Below are 20,079 nucleotides of genomic sequence, written 5' to 3' on the forward strand. Positions count from 1 at the left end.
CCAGCCTTCGCGTATCAGCCAAAAGGGAGCGAATCCTGCTCCCCCTAACGCTTTATCAGCCTTGAACCTTAACGAATCAAGGCCGTACTATCTGCTAATAACCGTCAATTACGGCTAGCAGATACTGCAAAGTAGTTGGAGCTATCACCCCGTCTACTAAAGATTGCTGCAATCTGCAAAGATGTTGGGGTCAGAACAAGGCGTCAAGCTAACGAATCCACGGGAGCATAGTTTCTATGTGACCGTGGTGAGTTAGCGGAGACAACGCAGTTATCACCCCAACAGCACAGCAGATTTACATTTTGATGTCGTAGGCAAAATACTTCTTACGTATCTCATCATACGTACCGTCAGCTTTGACTTCCGCCAGCGCTTTATTGAAGATCGCGGCCAGCGCTTTATCACGCTTACGGAATGCGGCTGCGATACCGTTGCCCAGTTGCACGTTATCGCCAGCCACTTCAAAACGGTCACCGTCTTTACCGGCAAGGATGGCAGACTCACCGACAGGGAAGTCAAGCAGTACGATATCCAGACGACCACCTTGAAGGTCAAGCACCAGATCATCACTGGTAGTATAACGCTTCACTTCGGCAACCTTACCGTAGGTGTCTGTGGCGTGATTGTCCTGAACAGTGCCGCGCTGAACGCCAATACGCTTCCCTTTCAGGGAATCAACATCCGCCGGGTTCAGGCCTGAGCCTTTTGGTGCGAAGAAGCCGCTTGGGGTGTTGTAGTAGGGTTCAGAAAACAGCACCTGTTTAGCACGCTCTTCGGTTACGGACATTGATGAGAAGATCACGTCGTATTTGCGGGCCTGAAGACCTGGAATGATGCCATCCCACGCCTGAACAACCCAGCTACAGTTCAGTTTTGCGTTTTCACATACAGCATTACCCAGATCCACTTCGAAACCTGTCAGCGTGCCGTCCGGCGCTTTATATTCGAAAGGTTCATAAGGTACATCCACAGCGATGCGCACATCTTTCCACTCTTTTGCCTGAACAGCTGTTGCACCCAGTGCAGCAGTAACTGCAGCAGCCACTAACCATTTTTTCATCTTTCTATCTCCTTATGGATATTGCATCCAGATGGCGGTACTCCCTTGCCATCTGCTGTATGCGTTTAAACGCATTGAGGGTTTGTTAGTAAATTGAAGAAATAAACTGCTGTAACCGCTCCGATTCAGGATCCGTAAACAGCTTGGCAGGATCACCCTGCTCTTCCACTAATCCCTGGTGTAAAAACATTACGTGGTTAGATACATCACGCGCAAAAGCCATTTCGTGTGTCACCACTAACATAGTGCGTCCTTCTTCGGCGAGGCTTTTCATCACGTTCAGCACTTCCCCAACCAGTTCAGGGTCGAGGGCAGAGGTGGGTTCATCAAACAGCAGTACTTCTGGTTCAACGGCCAGTGCACGGGCAATGGCGGCACGTTGTTGCTGGCCACCGGAAAGGTGACCGGGGTAATAATCACGGCGCTCCCAAAGACCAACACGCTGCAGGTACGCTTCTGCGCGCTCCAACGCTTCTTTTTTGGACACACCCAAAACGTGAATAGGTGCTTCAATCACGTTTTCGATAACTGTCATGTGGGACCAGAGGTTAAAGCCCTGGAATACCATGGCAAGGCGTGAGCGGATACGTTGAACCTGCTTGTCACTGACAGGCATGGCTTCACCGTTGCGGCCATTTTTCATTTCAATCAGCTCACCATTTACCAGAATCTCGCCTGCCGTTGGTGTCTCCAACAAATTGACACAGCGAAGGAAAGTACTTTTTCCTGAACCGGATGAACCAATGATAGAGATGACATCGCCACGGTGTGCGTCCAGTGAAATCCCTTTTAGCACCTCGTGTTGACCAAAGGTCTTGTGAAGATCTTTGACTTGTAGCGCTACTGCTTCCGTCATGCGCTTGACTCCTGTCTTTCTGTCAGCACGTCGTGCCTTATGTCTACCTTTTGGGAATGTCAAAGCCCAGCATGGTTTTGACATAAATTGTGATTTTTTGCCGTGCCACAACACAATTCACTACAGTTGCCCGTTTTATGTAAAAATAACATCCATTAGTTCACTCAGCAACAATTTGTTAACCTTTAAGTGGGTAAAAAGTAAGTCATTTTTAATGCATAATTAAACAGATTGGGACACTTATCAATCGCTTGAATTGATTGATGGTTGGTGAGGCTTAGTGTAGGGTGTATTTCGATAAAAATATGCTTATAGATCAATATTGAGAGAGCTATGTTGTCACGATTGCTGACCCTGTGTATTGCGCTTGTCTCTTTCGCCGGCACAGCATCACCCCACACATTAACCATCATTCCAGATCTGTCGAGCGGTTTTGTCAGGAACTACAATCCCTTCCGAGTAGACCGTTTAGCCACCACGCGTGATTTTATCTTCGAACCCCTGATGGTGTTTGAAGACGATGGTGTGCATTTCCGTCTTGCTGAGAGTTACACGCTCACCCCGGATCTGAAAGGCATCATATTGACCCTGCGTGATGGCATTATGTGGTCTGACGGTACCCCCTTTAGTGCAGATGATGTTGTCTACAGCCTATTACTGCTCAAAAAAGAACCTGAACTGGATTACAATTCACTCGGCGACTGGATTAAGCACATCGAAAAACAGGGTAAAAATGAGGTATACATCTCGTTAACCCGTCCTAACGCACAAATTGCCCACTATTTACAACAAGCGATCATTGTCCCTATGCACCAGTGGCAGGGGATTTCCAACAAGCGTTTCTTTCTCAACCCTAATCCAGTTGGCACCGGACCGTTTACTGACATTAAAGCCTTCAGCAGCAATAATATTGTCCAGTGCCGTAATCCCCATTACTGGCAGCAAAACACGCTGAATGTCGATTGTATCCGTTTCCCTCAGGTGAAAAGTAATGACGAACTGATCTCCCGCCTCAGCAATGGGGAGTTTGACTGGGCCAGTGCATTTATTCCTGACATCGAACGGAATTATGCCGCCTACTCACGCGACTACCATTATCACCATAAACCATCGACTATCGTCAGCCTGATGTTCAACTTCAGGCACCCGAATGAAGAAATGCGCAAAATTATTCAGGATGTGCGCTTTCGCCGTGCGGTTTCCATGGGAATCACACGGAAAACCTTGATTGATGTTGCCGTTTTTGGACAAGGCGAAAAGCCCACCTTTGCCAGTGGACTGGAATCGAAATTTGAGGATTGGATAGACAATTCGGCCGCAGAACAGCATCTTTACTATATTCGTTTTCATCCCAAGGCAGCATCACGCCTTTTAGACACTCTGGACTTAAAAGACATAGATGGTGATGGATACCGCGAATTGCCTTCTGGTAAGCGTTTGACCTTGCGGATCATTGCCCCGATAGGATGGAGTGATTTTACCTCTGCCGCCAATATGGTGGCAGAAATGTTGGCCAAGGTGGGTTTGCGCGTCAGCACCGAAGACATTCCTTTCCCAGAGTATGAATCAAGAATGACAAAGGCTGAATATGACATCAGCATTACTAACTATTTTTCGGGTCTGACACCGTTTAATTACCTGAATACCGCGTTCAACAGCCACTACCAACAACCTACCTCACCGCGCTATGCCAAGCATTATTTTAAGGACCGTCGTATCGACAACTTGCTGTCGGAGTTTTTGCTGCAAACCGATCCCCAAAAGCAGCGGAAACTGATAAACCAGCTCCATCTGCGTATATCAGAGCAACAAGTCACCGTCCCACTCTATTACAAGCTGGAAATGGTCGAGTTCACGACCACACGTTTTAAAGGATGGAGAAAACATGCTGACGGCAGCCCAAATGTCCCGCCAATTTGGAACACTGAGCGGCCAAGGTTAATGCAATTATTGGAACTCACACCAACTGAAAGTACGGATTAGGGCTTGTCCTTTTGCATCAGTTCCAGTGTGTTCAGCCAAACGTCTGCATCACTGGAAGGGTCGAGCATTTTCAGGCGTTCATACGCTGAACGGGCACGTTCAAACTGGTTGGTTTTCATGGCGCTGAACCCCAGAATTTCCCACAGAAAGGTATCTCGGCTCCCGCCCATATCAATAGCCTGTTGCGCCAGTTTAGCAGCGTCCGACCAGCGCTGGAGCTGGGAAGCAATGCGGGTTTGCACTTTCAACAGGGAAAGCTCGGGCTCTTTGTTCAAAACAGATGCCACTTCCCAGGCGTCCGACCATTGCATCGCTTGCATATGGTATTGTAATTTACGTTTCAGCACCTCACGGTCGACGGCAATCTTTTCATCCTTAATGCCCCGGTTTAACAGCGCCATTGCCTGCTCTGTGTTTCCAAGCATGCTAGCGTATTGAGACATATCTAGATAATCCTGCCCGGTCAGCGCCGCCCCGGCTTTCGCTTCGTCCTGAAGGATTTTCAGTGCCTGCCGGACCTCTCCCAGTCTGGCATAAGCGGCCGCTTTTTTTCGTTGCCAGCGGATATCATGGCCAAATTTCTGTTGCAGCACGCGCGTGGTATTTATCAAGGCACGGTCTTGTTGCAATTGTTCTTCACTGAGTAGCTTAATTTGCCAGATAAACTCTGGCACGTTGGCATAACGGGCAATCATGGCATTCGCCTGCGCCAACGCGTCGGTATAGTGTTTTTCACTGAAAAGTGCACGTGTGTAAAGCTGTTCAACCGGTTGGAAGGGCGGAAACTCGTCGATGTATTTTTTGCCATAACGGACAGCCACATCCGGCTTGCCCCGCTTCATGGAAAGAGAGACCAATGCACCCAACACATCCTGCCTCAGGCTTTGGGGTAGCTTGCGGTAGGAAAGGGCTTGGGTATAAGCGACATAGGCCCGGTCATAATCCCCTTCATGAAGATAAATATAACCGAGCAACCTCTGGTGCAGGGCGGCTTGTTCTTCGTTGTCCGCCACAATGGTCTTGGCTAGCTCCGAGGCTTCATCTAGGGCATCTTCAGACAACAGGGATTCAATTCTGTTGAGATGTCGGGCAAAATCCGGATCACTGGCATACACCGGTAAACTTGCACAAAACAACACGATGCCAACACCAAAAACGTTCATATCCTTCAGCCAATAACGGTTTGATATCTCGACTATAACGCAGATTAGTCATCCTTCGCTTGCAAAAGCGTCTATTTTTTGCAGACAAGCAGCATATCCTTATCTCCCAAACATTGCCTGACTTTCCTGCGCAAAGGGGAAAACACCCAAAGTGCAGGTTTAGGGTCGTTTCGGTATATACTCCGAGCCTTCCAACGAGACTGAGAATGCCATGAAAACCTATATCCCCGGTAAAGACGCTGCCCTTGAAGAGTCTATCAACCATTTTGAAACCAAACTGAAGGCAGCTGGCTTTAACGTTCAACCCATTTCCTGGTTAAACCCTGTCCCCAACGTCTGGTCTGTACACATCCGTGATGTGGATGCCCCCATGAACTTTACCAATGGTAAAGGGGCAAGCCAAAAAGCCGCGTTGGCATCTGCACTGGGTGAATATTTTGAGCGCCTCTCCTGCAACTATTTCTATGCTGACTTCTACCTCGGTCAAGAAATGGCAGAGTCGCCCTTTGTGCATTACCCTGATGAAAAATGGTTTCCGCTCACCGATGACGACACCCTGCCCGAAGGCTTGCTCGATGACAGGATGCGTGCGTTTTACGATCAGGATGAGACCCTGATGGCGAGCGATCTGATTGATCTGCAGTCGGGTAATGAAACACGGGGGATTTGCGCCCTGCCATTTGTCCGCCAAAAAGATCAACAGACCGTTTATATACCGATGAATATTATCGGCAACCTGTATGTCTCTAATGGGATGTCAGCAGGCAACACAGTGACGGAAGCACGTAGCCAGGCGCTGTCTGAGGTCTTTGAGCGCGCCATAAAAAACCGTATCATCGCCGGGCGCATCAGCATGCCGGAAATTCCGCAGGAGGTGATCGCCCGTTATCCCAGCATCAAAGCATCAATAGATGCTCTGATAGCAGAAGGCTTCCCTATCACGGTTTACGATGCCTCGATGGGCGGTCAGTATCCTGTGGTATGTGTCACCCTGTTTAACCCCCACAACGGTACCTGTTTTACCTCTTGGGGCGCACATCCACGCTTTCAGGTTGCGCTTGAACGCACAGTGACTGAACTGCTCCAGGGGCGTAGCCTGAAAGATCTCGATGTGTTTGAAGCGCCGTCGTTCCATGATGAAGAGGTGGCTGACCACCATAATCTGGAAACCCATTTCATTGACTCTTCCGGTACAGTTTCCTGGGATATGTTCAAAGCAACACCGGACTACGCATTTACCGAGTGGAACTTTGAAGGCACCTCAGAAGAAGAGGTAGCATGGCTTTTAGGCAAACTGCACGCTGAAGATGCTGATGCCTACATCGCCGATTACCAGCACCTTGGCGTGAATTGCTGCCGTGTGATTGTGCCAGGCTGGTCAGAAATCTACCCACCGGAAGAAGTGCAACTTTGTAACAACAACCGTGGCACAGAACTGCGTAACGCCATGGCGATGCTACTGGCCACAGGATTCAGCGATGAAGCCGTTGAGTCCCTGTTTGATGTGCTGGAAATATCAGACTTCGATGACAGCTACATGGTATGTGAACTGATGGGTATTTTGCCGGATGCCGACACCGCGTGGAAAACACTCACTATCGGCGAGCTGAAATGTCTGCTGGCACTGGCGATGGGCGATCTGGAAACCGCTCAGGATCTGGCAACCTGGAGTCTGGAATACAACGCCACCATTTACAGCCCAGCCCGTACCCTGTTTATGCGTTGCCTGATTGCGAGCCTTGAACTGGCCCAGGACAACAACCGCGATGCGGCTGAATACCGTCGTGCCTTTGGTTTTGTATATGGCGAGACGATCACTGACGCAGTTTGGGCATCCATATGTGGCGATATCCGTTTCTATGGCCTGGAGCTGGAAAATGCGGATTTGACGGCATTCAGTGCCCATCAAAAACTGTTGGCCTCCTATGAAAAGCTGCAACGAGCGAAAGCTCACCCAGTCACCTGATTTTTTCGATACCTACCTCAACTACAAGCCTGCCCGATCAGTCGTGCAGGCTTCTTTTTTGAGTTAAATAGCACGGTGCAAAAAAAAGCGACAAGCGCCACTTTTTATTAACCATTCAGTGCCGTTTGTGGCACACATCTCGCACCATCACTGGTAATTTTATTTCAAAATATGAATTAAATTCGATAAAACTGGCAATGCACTCGCCAATAAAGTGGATTTTAGTTTCTGATCTCTGTCTCATTCTGTAATTTAATTTCATGAAAATGATCTAAATCAAATCTACCTAAAAGAGGTTTGTTAGTATGCTGATAATAAATTTTGGCTCCCGGCAACATTCCTCTCAGCAGCACATTATTGCTGAATAAAAGCGTCAACAAGCGGGGGGCGTAAACAAATCTGTTTGCTTTTATATGAAGAGGACCTTATGTCAACACAAGCTCCCCTAGAGCATATCGGCGAGGAGGTGCAAAGCGAATACCAAGCGAAGCATCAACCTGCCTCCGCGTTCGCCACCCGCTCAGAGTATCTGAATCATGAACTTCAGATCATGAATCCACGACGTTGGAAACTCAATCTGCCAGGCCGTGACTTTCGGTTTGAACTCGAAGACCTCGTCCCCGCCCTGGCAGGAACCATTGGCATCATCGCCATGTACTCAGCAGTGATGATGTCCTGGGCTGATGGCCTGACCCAATCCTGGGATCACATCAACCTCGGCAAAGAGTTTGCGATCGAAGTCGCCCGGGTAGAAATGCTTATCCCCGCCCTGCTGTTCTGTGTTCTTGCTTCTGGCTTTATCAATCCCCGCGCCAACCTTGCCGGTAACCACGGCCCAATGATCCCCCTGATTGGCACGATTGCCCTGGCCGGTGCTCACCCTCTTGCCCTTGCCCTTCTGCTGGGTATGTTCGGCCTGATGCTCAGTTACTTCAAAGGCGGTTCCAAGCTTGTCAACCTCACCAGTGAAGGGGTTGCCGGAGGCTTACTTATTTTTCTGGGTTTTACCGGTGCCATGAGTCAAATCTCAGACATCCAGACTTGGGCGAAAGGCCTGGAGTCAGCCACCATTGCCAAAGGCAACATGGGGTACGTCGGTTTGGTTGTATTGGCAATTAACGTCATCCTTTACGCCTACCTTGCTCGTATCGGCAAGCGCTGGCTGGCCATTCCTGCCTGTGCATTTACCGGTCTGATGTCAGCCCTTGCCCTGGGCGCAGGCTTTGACCTGACCTTCACCACTGAAATGGGCCTGCCAAACCTGAATCCGGTTTACTGGTGGGGCAGCACTGAACAAGGGTGGATGCTGGGTCTGCCAAACTTGCAGCACTTTATTGCATCGCTGCCGTTTGCGATTCTGGCGGTTGCCATGTGGTCACCGGATTTTCTCGGCCACCGTATTTTCCAGGAACTGAACTACCCACCGAAAACAGAAAAAGTGCTGATGGACGTGGATGACACCATGACCATGTGCTCTGTCCGCCAAATGGTAGGTACTGCGGTGGGTGGTGGTAACATCACCTCTTCCTGGGGCACTTATATGATTCCTGCCGCGATTGCAAAGCGTCCCATTCCTGCCGGTGCCATCCTGTTAGGCTCTTTGGTGATGTTCATTGCAATCCTGGGTTTTCCTATGGACGTAGCGGTATGGCCACCAGTGATGCGTATTGCCCTGCTGGTAGGTGTATTCCTGCCACTGCTGGAAGCGGGTGTACAAATGGTACGTGAAACCAAAGACTCGCAGTCTGCCGGTATCTGTATCTTTGCCTCCATGGTTGCTAACCCTGTACTGGCTTGGGCGCTGGCAATGCTGCTTGATAACAATGGCCTTATTGGTAACAAAGCGCGTGCAAAAAAACTGTCTTTTGTAGACCGTATTGTGATTCCAGGATCAGTCTTGCTTATCTGCCTGGTTGCCATGCTGGCAGTGGGTATGCTTGAGAGTAAGTTTGGTATCCCTGCGCTGATGTAACGTTCAAACAGGGCAGCTATTTTTAGCTGTCCGAAAAACGGTTCATCTTGGGAAGAGAAAGCGTAAAATCAAACGCGCTTGGAAGACCGTTTTTGCTTTTACTGTTTTTTTCTAATGATCGTGTACGGCCACTGGCTCAACGGTGGGGCGACAAGAAAGTCGCTAAGTACTTGTTTTCTTCTACTAAAAAGGTAGGTACAACATGTCTGAGCAATTTGCTAAAGCATGGGAAGGTTTCGCTGACGGCGAATGGCAGAACGAAGTTAACGTTCGTGATTTTATTCAGAAGAACTATACCCCTTATGAGGGCGATGAGTCTTTCCTGGTGACGGAAGGTACTGAAGCAACCAAACAGCTTTGGGATAAAGTCATGGAAGGCATCAAGATTGAGAATGCCACGCATGCCCCTCTAGATTTCGATACCTCTGTTATCTCTACCATTACTGCTCATGACGCGGGTTACATCAGCAAAGATCTGGAAAAGATCGTCGGTCTGCAAACTGAAGCGCCCCTGAAGCGCGCAATCATGCCTAACGGTGGCGTCCGCATGATTGAAGGTTCTTGTAAGGCTTATGGTCGTGAGCTGGATCCAACGGTTAAAAAAATCTACTCGGAATACCGCAAAACCCACAACCAAGGCGTATTCGATATCTACACCCCTGATATCCTGAAGTGCCGCAAGTCTGGTATTTTGACTGGCCTGCCTGACGCCTATGGCCGTGGCCGTATCATCGGTGACTACCGTCGTGTTGCCCTGTACGGTATCGATTTCCTGATGCAGGACAAAGCGAAGCAATTCCACTCTCTGCAAGAGAAACTGGAATCAGGTGAAGACCTGCAAATGACGATGCAGCTTCGTGAAGAGCTTCAAGAGCAATACCGTGCCCTTGAGCAAATGAAAGAGATGGCGGCCAAATACGGCTTCGACATCTCCCGTCCTGCAGAAACAGCGCAAGAAGCGGTTCAGTGGCTGTACTTCGGTTACCTGGCTGCGGTTAAATCCCAGAACGGTGCAGCAATGTCCCTAGGCCGTACCTCTACGTTCCTGGACATTTACATTGAACGTGACCTGGCTGCTGGCAAGATCACCGAAGAAGACGCACAGGAACTCATCGACCACTTCGTCATGAAGCTGCGTATGGTTCGCTTCCTGCGTACCCCAGAGTACGATGAGCTGTTCTCTGGCGACCCAATCTGGGCGACAGAGTCTATGGGTGGTATGGGCGTTGATGGCCGTACACTGGTTACCCGTACTAACTTCCGCTTCCTGAACACCCTTTACACCATGGGGCCTTCTCCAGAGCCGAACATCACGGTTCTGTGGTCTGAACAACTGCCGGAAGGCTTCAAGAAGTTCTGTGCGAAAGTGTCTATTGATACATCTTCAATCCAGTACGAAAACGACGACCTGATGCGTCCAGACTTCAACAACGATGACTACGCTATCGCATGTTGCGTGTCGCCCATGGTTGTCGGTAAGCACATGCAGTTCTTCGGTGCGCGTGCGAACCTGGCGAAAACCCTGTTGTACGTGATTAACGGCGGTGTGGACGAAAAACTGAAGATGCAGGTGGGTCCTAAACAGGCACCAATGACCGACGAGGTACTGGACTTCGACAAAGTCTGGGCAGGTCTGGACAGCTTCATGGATTGGCTGGCGAAACAGTACGTCACTGCACTGAACGCGATTCACTATTCTCACGACAAATACAGCTACGAAGCCGCGCTGATGGCACTGCACGATCGCGATGTTCGCCGCACCATGGCGTGTGGTATCGCAGGTCTGTCTGTTGCCGCTGACTCTCTGTCTGCGATCAAGTACGCAAAAGTGAAACCTATCCGCGATGAAGACGGCATCGCCATCGACTTCGACATCGAAGGTGACTATCCGAAATTTGGTAACAACGACGCGCGTGTGGATGACATCGCCTGCGAGCTGGTTGAACGCTTCATGAACAAGATTCGTAAGCTGAAAACTTACCGCGACGCGATCCCAACCCAGTCTATCCTGACCATCACCTCTAACGTTGTGTATGGTAAGAAGACAGGTAACACGCCTGACGGTCGTCGTGCCGGAGCACCATTTGCGCCGGGTGCAAACCCAATGCACGGCCGTGACGAGAAAGGGGCTGTCGCGTCTCTGACGTCTGTCGGTAAACTGCCATTCGCTCACGCGAAAGACGGTATCTCTTACACCTTCTCTATCGTGCCAAACGCACTGGGTAAAGATGCAGAAACCCAGAAAGCGAACCTGGCAGGCCTGATGGATGGTTATTTCCACCATGAATCAGGTATTGAAGGCGGCCAACACCTGAACGTTAACGTGCTGAACCGTGAAACACTGGAAGATGCGGTTAAGCATCCAGAGAAATATCCTCAGCTGACAATCCGTGTCTCTGGCTATGCAGTACGTTTTAACTCACTGACTGCAGAGCAGCAAAAAGACGTCATCGCACGTACGTTCACTGAATCCCTGTAGTCGATTCATGGCCCAAAGCACCTCCCTTGTGGAGGTGTTTTTTTTATCCCAAACCAAATAGTTAATACACCGGAATTCCTTTAGGTCACCTCATTTCTGTCATAAAATAACTCTCCTTCCTTTTTACAGTATTTTGGAGATGATCATGTCGGTGATTGGCCGTATTCACTCTTTTGAGTCATGTGGAACCGTTGATGGTCCAGGCATTCGATTTATCGTGTTCATGCAAGGGTGCCTGATGCGCTGCAAATACTGCCACAACCGTGACACGTGGGATCTACATGATGGCCGAGAGGTGACCGTCGAAGAAATCATGAAAGAGGTGGTCACCTACCGTCACTTTATCAATGCGTCAGGTGGCGGCGTGACGGCATCCGGGGGAGAAGCCATGCTCCAGCCGGAATTTGTACGCGACTTTTTCCGCGCCGCCAAAGCAGAAGGGATCCACACCTGCCTGGATACCAATGGTTATATTCGCAAACACACTGATGTGATTGATGAAGTACTGGATGCTACCGATCTGGTCATGCTTGACCTCAAACAACTGAATGATGACATTCATAAAGATCTGGTGGGAGTGTCCAACCACCGGACACTGGATTTTGCCCGCTACCTTCACCAACGAGGCCAGAAAACCTGGATTCGCTATGTGGTTGTCCCTGGCTACACCGACGACGATGAGTCCGCGCACCGTCTTGGCGAGTTTATCAAAGACATGGATAACATCGAAAAAGTGGAAATGCTGCCGTATCACCAACTGGGGGCTCACAAATGGGAAGCACTCGGCCTCGAGTATGCGCTGAAAGATGTCAAACCTCCAAAAAAAGAGACGATGGAGAGGCTGAAAACCCTCCTCGAAGGCTACGGACACAAGGTGGTTTACTGAAGAACAAACAAAAACCGGCTGACTTCACGCCGGTTTTTTGCGCCTTTATCGGTCTGGCGATAAATACTCACGGTCGTAAAACGTTCTTAGCCAATGTGGCCGGTATACCGCCATCAAAGTCACAGCCATCCCGTTCAATAATCCTTCCGGAAATCCAATCAGCAGCGCCAGTGACAGGTAGTTGTCGAAAATCGTTTCCCACCCATAAAGTCCTGACACCCAGTAGCCTGTAGAAACCACGCAAAGATGGAAAATAATCGTGAAGACGGCATTAAAAAAGCCCGCAATAAAGATATAGACAAACAGGTGATGGCTGAAATAGCGATAGGAAAGGTAAAACACCATATAACTGACCAGAGCCGGTATCACTGCTGTGGTCAAGGCATACAACCCGACATCCGCAAACGGCAACAAGCCGAAGGCCACCATCAGGGTGAGCGGAATAAGGGAAATCCAGATAGCGATGCGTGGGCCGTGGCAGAGCGTCAGAACCGTCATGCCCAGAAAGTGGATATCCAGCCCCTCACTGATCCCGGCCTTTAACGCCCACAGACAAAACAAAACGATCCCACTGGCAAACACCAAATGTTGGTATTCTTTTTCTGAACGCATTTTCTGCCAACCAAGAGGCGTCCAGCAAAGCCAAAGCGATACCAGAAAACACCCCCATCCAACCCCTTGCCAGTAAATCATCCTCGTCCTGTTCTCTTTGGGTTCTACGCGATAAAAATGCGTAAATTTTCAAGTTAAAAAAACGTGACAAATCTATATCCAGATCAAAAAAATGGCGGGCTCCAACTGCTAATCTGTGGCACATGAATTGCCAGTCCCACTCACCTAAAAATACAACTAAGAGTTTGTTTGGATAATAATTTTCTATCTTTCGAGGTCACGACTATGGAAATGACACACGCTCAGCGTCTTATCCTATCTAATCAATACACACTAATGTCCCAACTTGATCCACAAAACGCAGAAAAATATCGCCGCCTACAAATTATTGTAGAGCGTGGCTATGCCCTGCAAATGCGCGAACTGAATAAGGACTTTGGCGACATGTCAGAAGCACTTTGCCGCCAGGTTGTTGATATCATGGAAATGTACCACGCACTGCAGGAATCTTACCGCATGCTGGAGAATGACACGCGCTGTGAGTGCAATGTGGATGCTCGCCGCCTGCAGTTCTGGGGCTTTGATGCTGCAACAGAAGCTCATTTGGTGAACTACGTACGCTTCCTGACGGAGGTGGAAGGCCTGTACCCACAATTCGACAAAGGTTCACATCACTTCAACAGCCAGACACCGATGCTGGAAAAATACCAACGTATGCTACAAGTATGGCGTAACTGTCCCCGTCAGTACCACCTGAGTGCTAACGAGCTGTGCCAACTCTTTAACGCATAATGTTATTGACGCCTTGATAAAAGCCGCCAGGGGCTGCAAAAATAAGTTCAAAAGATAAACAGCCCCAAACCAAAGCGGCTTTGTTTTTTCTCACTATTCCTGAAAAAGACCAGACAATATGGCGCCTGGTTCTTGATGAAAGATTTCATTTATCACAATAAAATCAATTTATTTGCACCTAAGAATAATCGGTTGTCTAATCACCTCGCACCCACCGGTTTTAATAATGCCGTCGAGGTGTATACGGGCGATTACCTACCTCACGGCAGGTCAAAATCCGCCGGTTTTTATGTCATACCGTGCAGTAATGAGCACGGCCTTTTTAGGAATGGCAATGAAATCTATCGCAAACCACGACACTCAGGCTTCCGGCTTGACTACCCTTTGCGACACCACAGCGAACATCCATCCACAAGACAACCCTCAACCCCTGTCGGTACCCTCCCGCAGGAAACGGGCATCACTCAAGCGAACACGCAGCGCGGACGCCGTGCTTCTCGATTTATCGCTACACATGCCTGAATAAGGTCTACCTGCACTATCCTTTATTTTTATTTGGTACAGTGCACCGGTGGCGATCTCTATTACCTGTCTCACCGGGGTGCCCTGTACCCAATCACCACTGAGGAATGAACATGAGTGATTGGTCTATTAATGATGCCCGTGATGTCTACAATACATCTTATTGGGGTCAGGGATATTTTGATATTAATTCACAAGGTCAAGTCGTTGCCCGCCCGGATACCAACCAGCCAGAAACCACGATCTCCCTGACGGCACTGGCTGATGAGCTGATCGCGAAAGGGGCGTCGTTGCCTGTGCTGGTGCGTTTCCCTGAAATCCTGCACCACCGTGTTGATAGTCTATGCGCCCATTTCAATGACGCCATTGCTGAATACGGTTACGAAGGTGAATACCTGCTGGTTTACCCCATCAAAGTGAACCAACAAAAAGAAGTGGTTGGCGAAATCCTGAAAAGCCAGTATGCAAGCCAAAAACGCCAGTTAGGTCTGGAAGCGGGTAGCAAGCCAGAATTGATGGCTGTACTTGCCATGGCACAACAGGCAAGTTCAGTGATTGTCTGCAACGGCTACAAAGACCGCGAATACATCCGCTTAGCATTAATTGGTGAAAAGCTGGGCCACGAAGTCTATATCGTGCTGGAAAAGCTTTCAGAGCTTGATACCGTGCTGACAGAAGCCAAGGCGCTGGGCGTGAAACCACGTCTGGGCTTGCGTGCGCGACTGGCGTCCCAAGGCAAAGGGAAATGGCAGGCCAGCGGCGGTGAAAAGTCAAAATTTGGCCTCTCAGCCTCTCAGGTAATGACGGTGATGAACCGTCTGCGTGAGCTGGACATGCTGGACACTCTACAACTGCTGCACTTCCACCTGGGCTCCCAAATCGCCAATATCCGCGATGTACGATCCGGCGTGAACGAGGCGGCACGAGTGTTTGCTGAGCTCTATCAAATGGGGGCAGGCATCACCACGCTGGATGTCGGTGGTGGTCTCGCGGTTGACTATGAAGGCACCCGCAGCCAAAGCAGTTGTTCGATGAACTACAGCCAGCGCGAATATGCCAACAATGTGGTGTTTACCATCGGCGACGTGTGTAAGGCATTCAATATCAAAATGCCACGCATTATCTCTGAATCCGGCCGTAACCTTACGGCACACCATGCTGTGCTGATCACCGATGTGATGGGCGTGGAAAGCTACAAGCGGGAAGAGGTGTTTGCGCCAGCTGAAAACGCGTCGCAAATCCTTCATAACATGTGGCGTTCATTCAAAGACCTCAGCCAGTCGACAGATCAGCGATCACTGGTTGAGATCTACCACGATAACCAGAACGATCTGGCGGAAGTGCACATGCAGTTCGCGATGGGGCTGGTGAACTTCGCGGAGCGTGCATGGGCAGAGCAGATCAGCCTGCGTATCTGCTATGAACTGTCCCGCAAAATGTCACACAAGAACCGCGCACACCGCCCGGTATTGGACGAACTGAACAGCCGTCTGGCGGACAAGTTCTTCGTCAATTTCTCATTGTTCCAATCACTGCCAGACGCCTGGGGAATTGAGCAGGTGTTCCCTATCCTGCCGCTGTCCAGACTCGACAAAGAGCCACAAAGCCGCGCCGTGTTGCTTGATATCACCTGTGACTCTGACGGGGCAGTCGAGCAATATGTGGAAGGTCAGGGCATTGAAAGTACATTGGCCGTGCCAACCTGGAACAATGAATCGCCCTACCGCCTCGGTTTCTTCATGGTAGGCGCATATCAGGAAATTCTGGGGGATATGCATAACCTGTTCGGGGATACCGATTCCGCCGTGGTCCGCTGCAAAAAAGAAGGCGGCTATGAGATTGAATCCATCCATCATGGCGACACCGTGGGTGATGTGCTGCGCTATGTGCACCTGGAAGCTGATACATTCTTAAACCAGTATCAGGAAATGGTAAAAACCCTTCCGATGCAGGAACAGGATGCCATCCTGCTTGAGCTGTCAGAAGGTCTGAAAGGCTACACCTACCTCGAAGACATCAGCCACAACTGTTAAACATTCCGGCAGGCTGCACGGCAGACTGCCATTTTTTATAAGGATTTTCACTATGGCAACCCTCGCCAACCATCCCGATTATTCTCTGTACGCCAATGCGTTTGGTTTCCTGCGACAGCCTTTGGTGTTTAACCCACAAGGCTGTGATGCAGACGTTGTGATCACCGGTGTCCCTTTTGATATGGCGACAACAGGCCGTTCTGGCGCGCGTATGGGGCCGGGTGCTATTCGCCAGGCATCCACCAACCTGGCGTGGGAAAGTAAAAAATGGCCCTGGGACTTCTCCCTGACCAAAGCAATCAAGATCGCTGATTGTGGTGATCTGGTGTTTGATTGTGGTGATGCGGCGCAAATGTGTAAGCGCCTCGAAGCGCACGCAACCAGCCTGCTTTCTGAGGGAAAAACCCTGCTGACATTTGGTGGCGATCACTTTGTGACCCTGCCATTGTTGCGTGCACACGCCAAGCAATTCGGCAAGATGGCACTGGTGCATTTTGATGCCCATACCGACACCTATGACATGGGCAGCCAGTACGATCACGGCACCATGTTCTATCACGCGCCAAACGAAGGGCTGATTGACCCTGCACATTCTATCCAGATTGGTATCCGCACCGAACACAGCGATAAATTAGGGTATCAGGTGGTAGATGCCGCAACAGCAAACGATTGGACAGTGGAACAAATTGTCGAGGCAATCAAAACCCGCGTTGGCGACCGCCCGGTTTACTTGACCTTTGACATTGACTGTCTGGATCCTGCCTATGCGCCGGGCACCGGCACACCGGTATGTGGCGGCCTGAGCACGGACAAAATCCTGAAGGTGCTCCGTTCTCTGCAAGGCATCAACCTGATTGGGATGGATGTGGTAGAAGTAGCGCCGGCCTACGATCACGCAGAGTTAACCTCGCTGGCGGCCGCTACAATTGCCACTGAACTGTTGTATGTCTGGGCAGCAAACCGAAAAAATAAATAGCCGGTTTGCGCTTTCCCCGTCCGCCTAAGGGGACGGGGAAACCTACTCTGCACAAAAAAGCTCAACGTCCTGTTCAGCTTTTTAAAGGAAATCATTCCCCCGGAGAGAGCCAGTAACCGGAGTACAGGTCCCATCAGGCTATAATCGCTTTATACGCACTTGATACGCGGTGTCTGTCCCCGTATCCTTTGCGCTCATTGATCCTTGTCGACACACCGCTATGCCATCTTACCTTTGTCCGCTGTGCCAACAGCCACTGAATCTTTCCGGCCGCACTTACAAGTGTGCCAGTAACCACCAGTTCGATCTGGCCAAAGAAGGCTATGTGAACCTATTGCCTGTGCAACACAAACGTTCAAAAGATCCCGGTGACAACAAAGAGATGATGCAGGCGCGTCGCCAGTTCCTTGATGGTGGCCACTACCAGCCTATGCGTGATGCTGTCGGCGGAATGCTGACATCCCTGCTTGCGGGCAAAACCGGTGCCGAGCTTCTGGATATCGGCTGCGGGGAAGGCTATTACACCAGTTTCTTTGCCGGACAACTGACGGGAAGTCAAGTTTATGGTCTCGATATCTCCAAGGTGATGGTCCGCTATGGTGCCAAGCGCTACCCGAATGTAGATTTTCTGGTCGCCTCCAGCCAGCGCCTGCCCTTTGCAGACAATCAACTGGATGCGGTCGTGCGTATTTATGCCCCCTGCAATGGCGATGAACTGGCGCGTACAGTGAAAAGCCAAGGTGTAGTCGTGACGGTAACACCGGGACCACGTCACCTTTACCAGTTAAAGGCTGGTATTTACGACGACGTAAGGCTGCATGATGTGCCGGTTGAAAACTTGCCAGGATTTGAACTCGATACCGAGCAGAGCGTTGCCTACCTGATGGCGCTGAACAGCAATGACGCAACGACCCTGCTGCAAATGACGCCGTTTGCCTGGCGCGCACCGGACAGCCTGTGGCAATCCCTGAAAGACGCCAAACAGTTTGAATGTGAGGCAGATTTCACGTTGCGGGTTTATAGAAAAGCCAGCTAGTCGCATTGCATAACGGAGCCGTTACACCATAATGGAGCGTATATAAGGATTTATCTCACGGGATCTCTCATGCCGATACGCTCCCTGTCCACCGCACTTCTCATCCTATCCCTGACGGGGTGTGCCTATCCACTTTCAACGCAGGAAATATCGCCCCCCGCAGGTACTCTTTACGATTACCACATTGAATCCTCCGCAGGCGTCCCTTATTCACTCAAAGCACTTGCCGATGCAGTTACTGACGCCGACGTTGTGCTGGTCGGGGAATGGCACTCCCACCCCGGCGTGCACCTGTTCCAAACCCAGTTTCTGGCAGCGCTCGCCTCCCGCCATTCCAACACCGCCCTTTCCATGGAACAGTTCACGCGTCAGGACCAAAGCGTGATTGACGGTTACCTTGCCGGTGAGTTTGGTGAAAGCAGCCTGCTGGGCAGCACCCGTCAATGGTCAAACTATGAGGGAAGTTACCGCCCATTAGTGGAATACGCCAAAGCCCACTCCCTGCCAGTGGTTGCAGCTAACGCACCGGCTGAAATTGTTCGCTGCATCGCCAGGGAAGGCAAAGGCTACCTTGAGCGCTTACCTGCTGAAAAACGGCGGCTGGTGGCAGACACGCTTCATGACGGTGATTCCCCGTACAAAGAGAAGTTTCTTGCGACCCTGTTCCATGGCGATGAAGAAAAAAACGGAAATCAGTATCTGGCGCAGCTGGCATGGGACGACACCATGGCGGAAAGTATTGTGCACTTTCTTGCTGACAACCCCGGTTACAAGGTGATGCACATTGCTGGTGCTTTCCACGTTGAAGGGGGGCTTGGCATCGCTGCACGTATCTCGGCCAGAAATCCTGACCTGAAGATTGCCATTATCTCCCCTCAATCTGAAGACGCGCCACTTGGGAGTGACGTGAACGATTACCGTTTAGTGGTGCACCCACTGCCGCCGCAGTGGCTGACAGATGAAGAAATGCATGCGGCACTAAAAACCATGCGCCACACAAACGCAGCGAAAGCAGCCACTTGTGAATAAGGGCTATTCCAAGGCTGACAATCCAATACACAAACAAAAACGCCCCAGCGCAAAACTGGGGCGTTTTTCCCTCGTTGTATATCAGAACCAACGTTCCAGCGATGCCTTATCAAGCAGCTTAAACGCACGGTTCAGGGTGTGGGCCAGCTCTTTATAACGGGGGCGGCTTCTCATGGGCTGGACGACCCCACCTTCGCTGACAATTTTTTCATGCAGTTCACGATACCAACCGGCCAATGCAGGAGGCAGTTGTGTTTCGCGTCGTTTCCCCAGCCACCACAACCCCTGTAGCGGCAGGCTCAATGCAAACAACGCCATAATCATGGCTTGAGGCAGGCCCGAATAGTTATTGAAGGCCATTTGCATCAATACACTGATTACAGCAACAGCCGGCATCACTTTGATCGCAAACTGGGTGGCACGGATCACCCGATTTTCCGGGAACATCGGTGCCAACTCTTTTCGGACCGGCCATTCCGTCATGTACTTCTGACCATCACGGAAAGCGTCCCACATCGTCTTATTACTCATACGGCGCATACCTCTCAAGCGATGTCACTGTATTATCGGCTAAAAACTTGCTGCAATTTTTAAAAGAAAGTTGATAAACCTTAATTCAAATCAAGAATGACTCAAAAATTTTTGTTATCTGTCGCAAGTATCGCTAGACTTAGCCGACCTAAATCAATTGTTGCTCGGATTTGATTATCTCGC

Annotated in this window: 16 protein-coding genes; 11 read left to right on the forward strand and 5 right to left on the reverse strand. The window is 50.2% G+C overall.

What is annotated here, in order from left to right:
• Positions 1 to 295: 295 nt before the first annotated feature.
• Both VHA_RS08460 and VHA_RS08465 read right to left on the reverse strand, forming a co-directional pair.
• Complete coding sequence (locus VHA_RS08460; RefSeq protein ID WP_005503552.1) at positions 296 to 1,060, reverse strand: transporter substrate-binding domain-containing protein; 765 nt, start codon at positions 1,058 to 1,060, stop codon at positions 296 to 298.
• An 85-nt stretch (positions 1,061 to 1,145) separates the two neighbouring features.
• Complete coding sequence (locus tag VHA_RS08465; RefSeq protein WP_005503553.1) at positions 1,146 to 1,916, reverse strand: ABC transporter ATP-binding protein; 771 nt, start codon at positions 1,914 to 1,916, stop codon at positions 1,146 to 1,148.
• Positions 1,917 to 2,249: 333 nt separating this feature from the next.
• Between VHA_RS08465 and VHA_RS08470 the strand changes: the two genes are divergently transcribed.
• Entirely contained in the window at positions 2,250 to 3,899 is a 1,650-nt protein-coding gene (locus VHA_RS08470) for an ABC transporter substrate-binding protein (RefSeq protein WP_005503559.1), read from the forward strand.
• Here VHA_RS08470 and VHA_RS08475 read toward each other — a convergent pair.
• Positions 3,896 to 5,062, reverse strand: coding sequence for a tetratricopeptide repeat protein (locus VHA_RS08475; RefSeq protein WP_005503560.1), 1,167 nt, complete (start codon positions 5,060 to 5,062; stop codon positions 3,896 to 3,898). The genes VHA_RS08470 and VHA_RS08475 overlap by 4 nt on opposite strands.
• Positions 5,063 to 5,273: 211 nt before the next feature.
• Here VHA_RS08475 and ycaO point away from each other — a divergent pair, with 211 nt between their 5' ends.
• The 4 genes from ycaO to pflA all read left to right on the forward strand — a co-directional run bounded on the left by ycaO (position 5,274) and on the right by pflA (position 12,365).
• A complete protein-coding gene (gene ycaO, locus VHA_RS08480; RefSeq protein WP_005503561.1) occupies positions 5,274 to 7,028 on the forward strand; it encodes a 30S ribosomal protein S12 methylthiotransferase accessory factor YcaO in 1,755 nt (584 codons plus the stop codon).
• 427 nt (positions 7,029 to 7,455) lie between these two features.
• Positions 7,456 to 9,000 carry a DUF3360 family protein gene (locus tag VHA_RS08485; protein ID WP_040528517.1) on the forward strand — a complete coding sequence of 515 codons (1,545 nt, stop codon included), beginning with the start codon at positions 7,456 to 7,458 and terminating at the stop codon, positions 8,998 to 9,000.
• Positions 9,001 to 9,202: 202 nt separating this feature from the next.
• Positions 9,203 to 11,479 (forward strand): formate C-acetyltransferase, encoded by a 2,277-nt coding sequence (gene pflB / locus VHA_RS08490; RefSeq protein WP_005503563.1) that lies wholly within the window; start codon positions 9,203 to 9,205, stop codon positions 11,477 to 11,479.
• A 145-nt stretch (positions 11,480 to 11,624) separates the two neighbouring features.
• Positions 11,625 to 12,365, forward strand: coding sequence for a pyruvate formate lyase 1-activating protein (pflA, locus tag VHA_RS08495; protein WP_005503564.1), 741 nt, complete (start codon positions 11,625 to 11,627; stop codon positions 12,363 to 12,365).
• 45 nt (positions 12,366 to 12,410) lie between these two features.
• Here the strand turns inward: pflA and VHA_RS08500 are convergent, their stop codons facing one another.
• The gene (locus VHA_RS08500) at positions 12,411 to 13,058 is read right to left on the reverse strand and encodes an energy-coupling factor ABC transporter permease (RefSeq protein ID WP_040528518.1); all 648 of its coding nucleotides are present in this window, start codon (positions 13,056 to 13,058) and stop codon (positions 12,411 to 12,413) included.
• Between the two features lie 204 nt (positions 13,059 to 13,262).
• Between VHA_RS08500 and VHA_RS08505 the strand changes: the two genes are divergently transcribed.
• The 6 genes from VHA_RS08505 (at position 13,263) to VHA_RS08525 (ending at position 19,365) form a co-directional block, all read left to right on the forward strand.
• Positions 13,263 to 13,769: a YfbU family protein gene (locus VHA_RS08505; RefSeq protein WP_040528520.1), complete on the forward strand. Its 507-nt coding sequence runs from the start codon at positions 13,263 to 13,265 to the stop codon at positions 13,767 to 13,769.
• Between the two features lie 334 nt (positions 13,770 to 14,103).
• Positions 14,104 to 14,295 (forward strand): hypothetical protein, encoded by a 192-nt coding sequence (locus tag VHA_RS18855; RefSeq protein WP_123912583.1) that lies wholly within the window; start codon positions 14,104 to 14,106, stop codon positions 14,293 to 14,295.
• 109 nt (positions 14,296 to 14,404) lie between these two features.
• Entirely contained in the window at positions 14,405 to 16,324 is a 1,920-nt protein-coding gene (gene speA, locus VHA_RS08510; protein WP_005503570.1) for a biosynthetic arginine decarboxylase, read from the forward strand.
• Positions 16,325 to 16,376: 52 nt separating this feature from the next.
• A complete protein-coding gene (gene speB / locus VHA_RS08515) occupies positions 16,377 to 17,300 on the forward strand; it encodes an agmatinase (RefSeq protein WP_005503573.1) in 924 nt (307 codons plus the stop codon).
• Positions 17,301 to 17,520: 220 nt separating this feature from the next.
• Positions 17,521 to 18,336 carry a 23S rRNA (guanine(745)-N(1))-methyltransferase gene (gene rlmA / locus VHA_RS08520; RefSeq protein WP_005503575.1) on the forward strand — a complete coding sequence of 272 codons (816 nt, stop codon included), beginning with the start codon at positions 17,521 to 17,523 and terminating at the stop codon, positions 18,334 to 18,336.
• Positions 18,337 to 18,405: 69 nt separating this feature from the next.
• Entirely contained in the window at positions 18,406 to 19,365 is a 960-nt protein-coding gene (locus tag VHA_RS08525) for a ChaN family lipoprotein (RefSeq protein ID WP_005503577.1), read from the forward strand.
• Between the two features lie 81 nt (positions 19,366 to 19,446).
• On the opposite strand, the gene yfbV is transcribed toward VHA_RS08525, so the two are convergent.
• Complete coding sequence (gene yfbV / locus VHA_RS08530) at positions 19,447 to 19,896, reverse strand: terminus macrodomain insulation protein YfbV (protein ID WP_040528732.1); 450 nt, start codon at positions 19,894 to 19,896, stop codon at positions 19,447 to 19,449.
• Positions 19,897 to 20,079: the final 183 nt, after the last annotated feature.

The sequence above is a fragment of the Grimontia hollisae CIP 101886 genome (genome assembly GCF_000176515.1).
Taxonomy (GTDB): Bacteria; Pseudomonadota; Gammaproteobacteria; order Enterobacterales; family Vibrionaceae; genus Enterovibrio; species Enterovibrio hollisae.

Bases quoted from the DNA above. Each gene is read 5' to 3' on its own strand.
- pflA (WP_005503564.1), top strand. From the start codon at position 11,625: ATGTCGGTGATTGGCCGTATTCACTCTTTTGAGTCATGTGGAACCGTT.
- VHA_RS18855 (WP_123912583.1), top strand. From the start codon at position 14,104: ATGAAATCTATCGCAAACCACGACACTCAGGCTTCCGGCTTGACTACC.
- speB (WP_005503573.1), top strand. From the start codon at position 16,377: ATGGCAACCCTCGCCAACCATCCCGATTATTCTCTGTACGCCAATGCG.
- VHA_RS08460 (WP_005503552.1), bottom strand. From the start codon at position 1,060: ATGAAAAAATGGTTAGTGGCTGCTGCAGTTACTGCTGCACTGGGTGCA.
- VHA_RS08525 (WP_005503577.1), top strand. From the start codon at position 18,406: ATGCCGATACGCTCCCTGTCCACCGCACTTCTCATCCTATCCCTGACG.
- rlmA (WP_005503575.1), top strand. From the start codon at position 17,521: ATGCCATCTTACCTTTGTCCGCTGTGCCAACAGCCACTGAATCTTTCC.
- VHA_RS08500 (WP_040528518.1), bottom strand. From the start codon at position 13,058: ATGATTTACTGGCAAGGGGTTGGATGGGGGTGTTTTCTGGTATCGCTT.
- ycaO (WP_005503561.1), top strand. From the start codon at position 5,274: ATGAAAACCTATATCCCCGGTAAAGACGCTGCCCTTGAAGAGTCTATC.
- VHA_RS08465 (WP_005503553.1), bottom strand. From the start codon at position 1,916: ATGACGGAAGCAGTAGCGCTACAAGTCAAAGATCTTCACAAGACCTTT.
- VHA_RS08485 (WP_040528517.1), top strand. From the start codon at position 7,456: ATGTCAACACAAGCTCCCCTAGAGCATATCGGCGAGGAGGTGCAAAGC.
- yfbV (WP_040528732.1), bottom strand. From the start codon at position 19,896: ATGAGTAATAAGACGATGTGGGACGCTTTCCGTGATGGTCAGAAGTAC.
- VHA_RS08505 (WP_040528520.1), top strand. From the start codon at position 13,263: ATGGAAATGACACACGCTCAGCGTCTTATCCTATCTAATCAATACACA.
- VHA_RS08470 (WP_005503559.1), top strand. From the start codon at position 2,250: ATGTTGTCACGATTGCTGACCCTGTGTATTGCGCTTGTCTCTTTCGCC.
- VHA_RS08475 (WP_005503560.1), bottom strand. From the start codon at position 5,062: ATGAACGTTTTTGGTGTTGGCATCGTGTTGTTTTGTGCAAGTTTACCG.
- speA (WP_005503570.1), top strand. From the start codon at position 14,405: ATGAGTGATTGGTCTATTAATGATGCCCGTGATGTCTACAATACATCT.
- pflB (WP_005503563.1), top strand. From the start codon at position 9,203: ATGTCTGAGCAATTTGCTAAAGCATGGGAAGGTTTCGCTGACGGCGAA.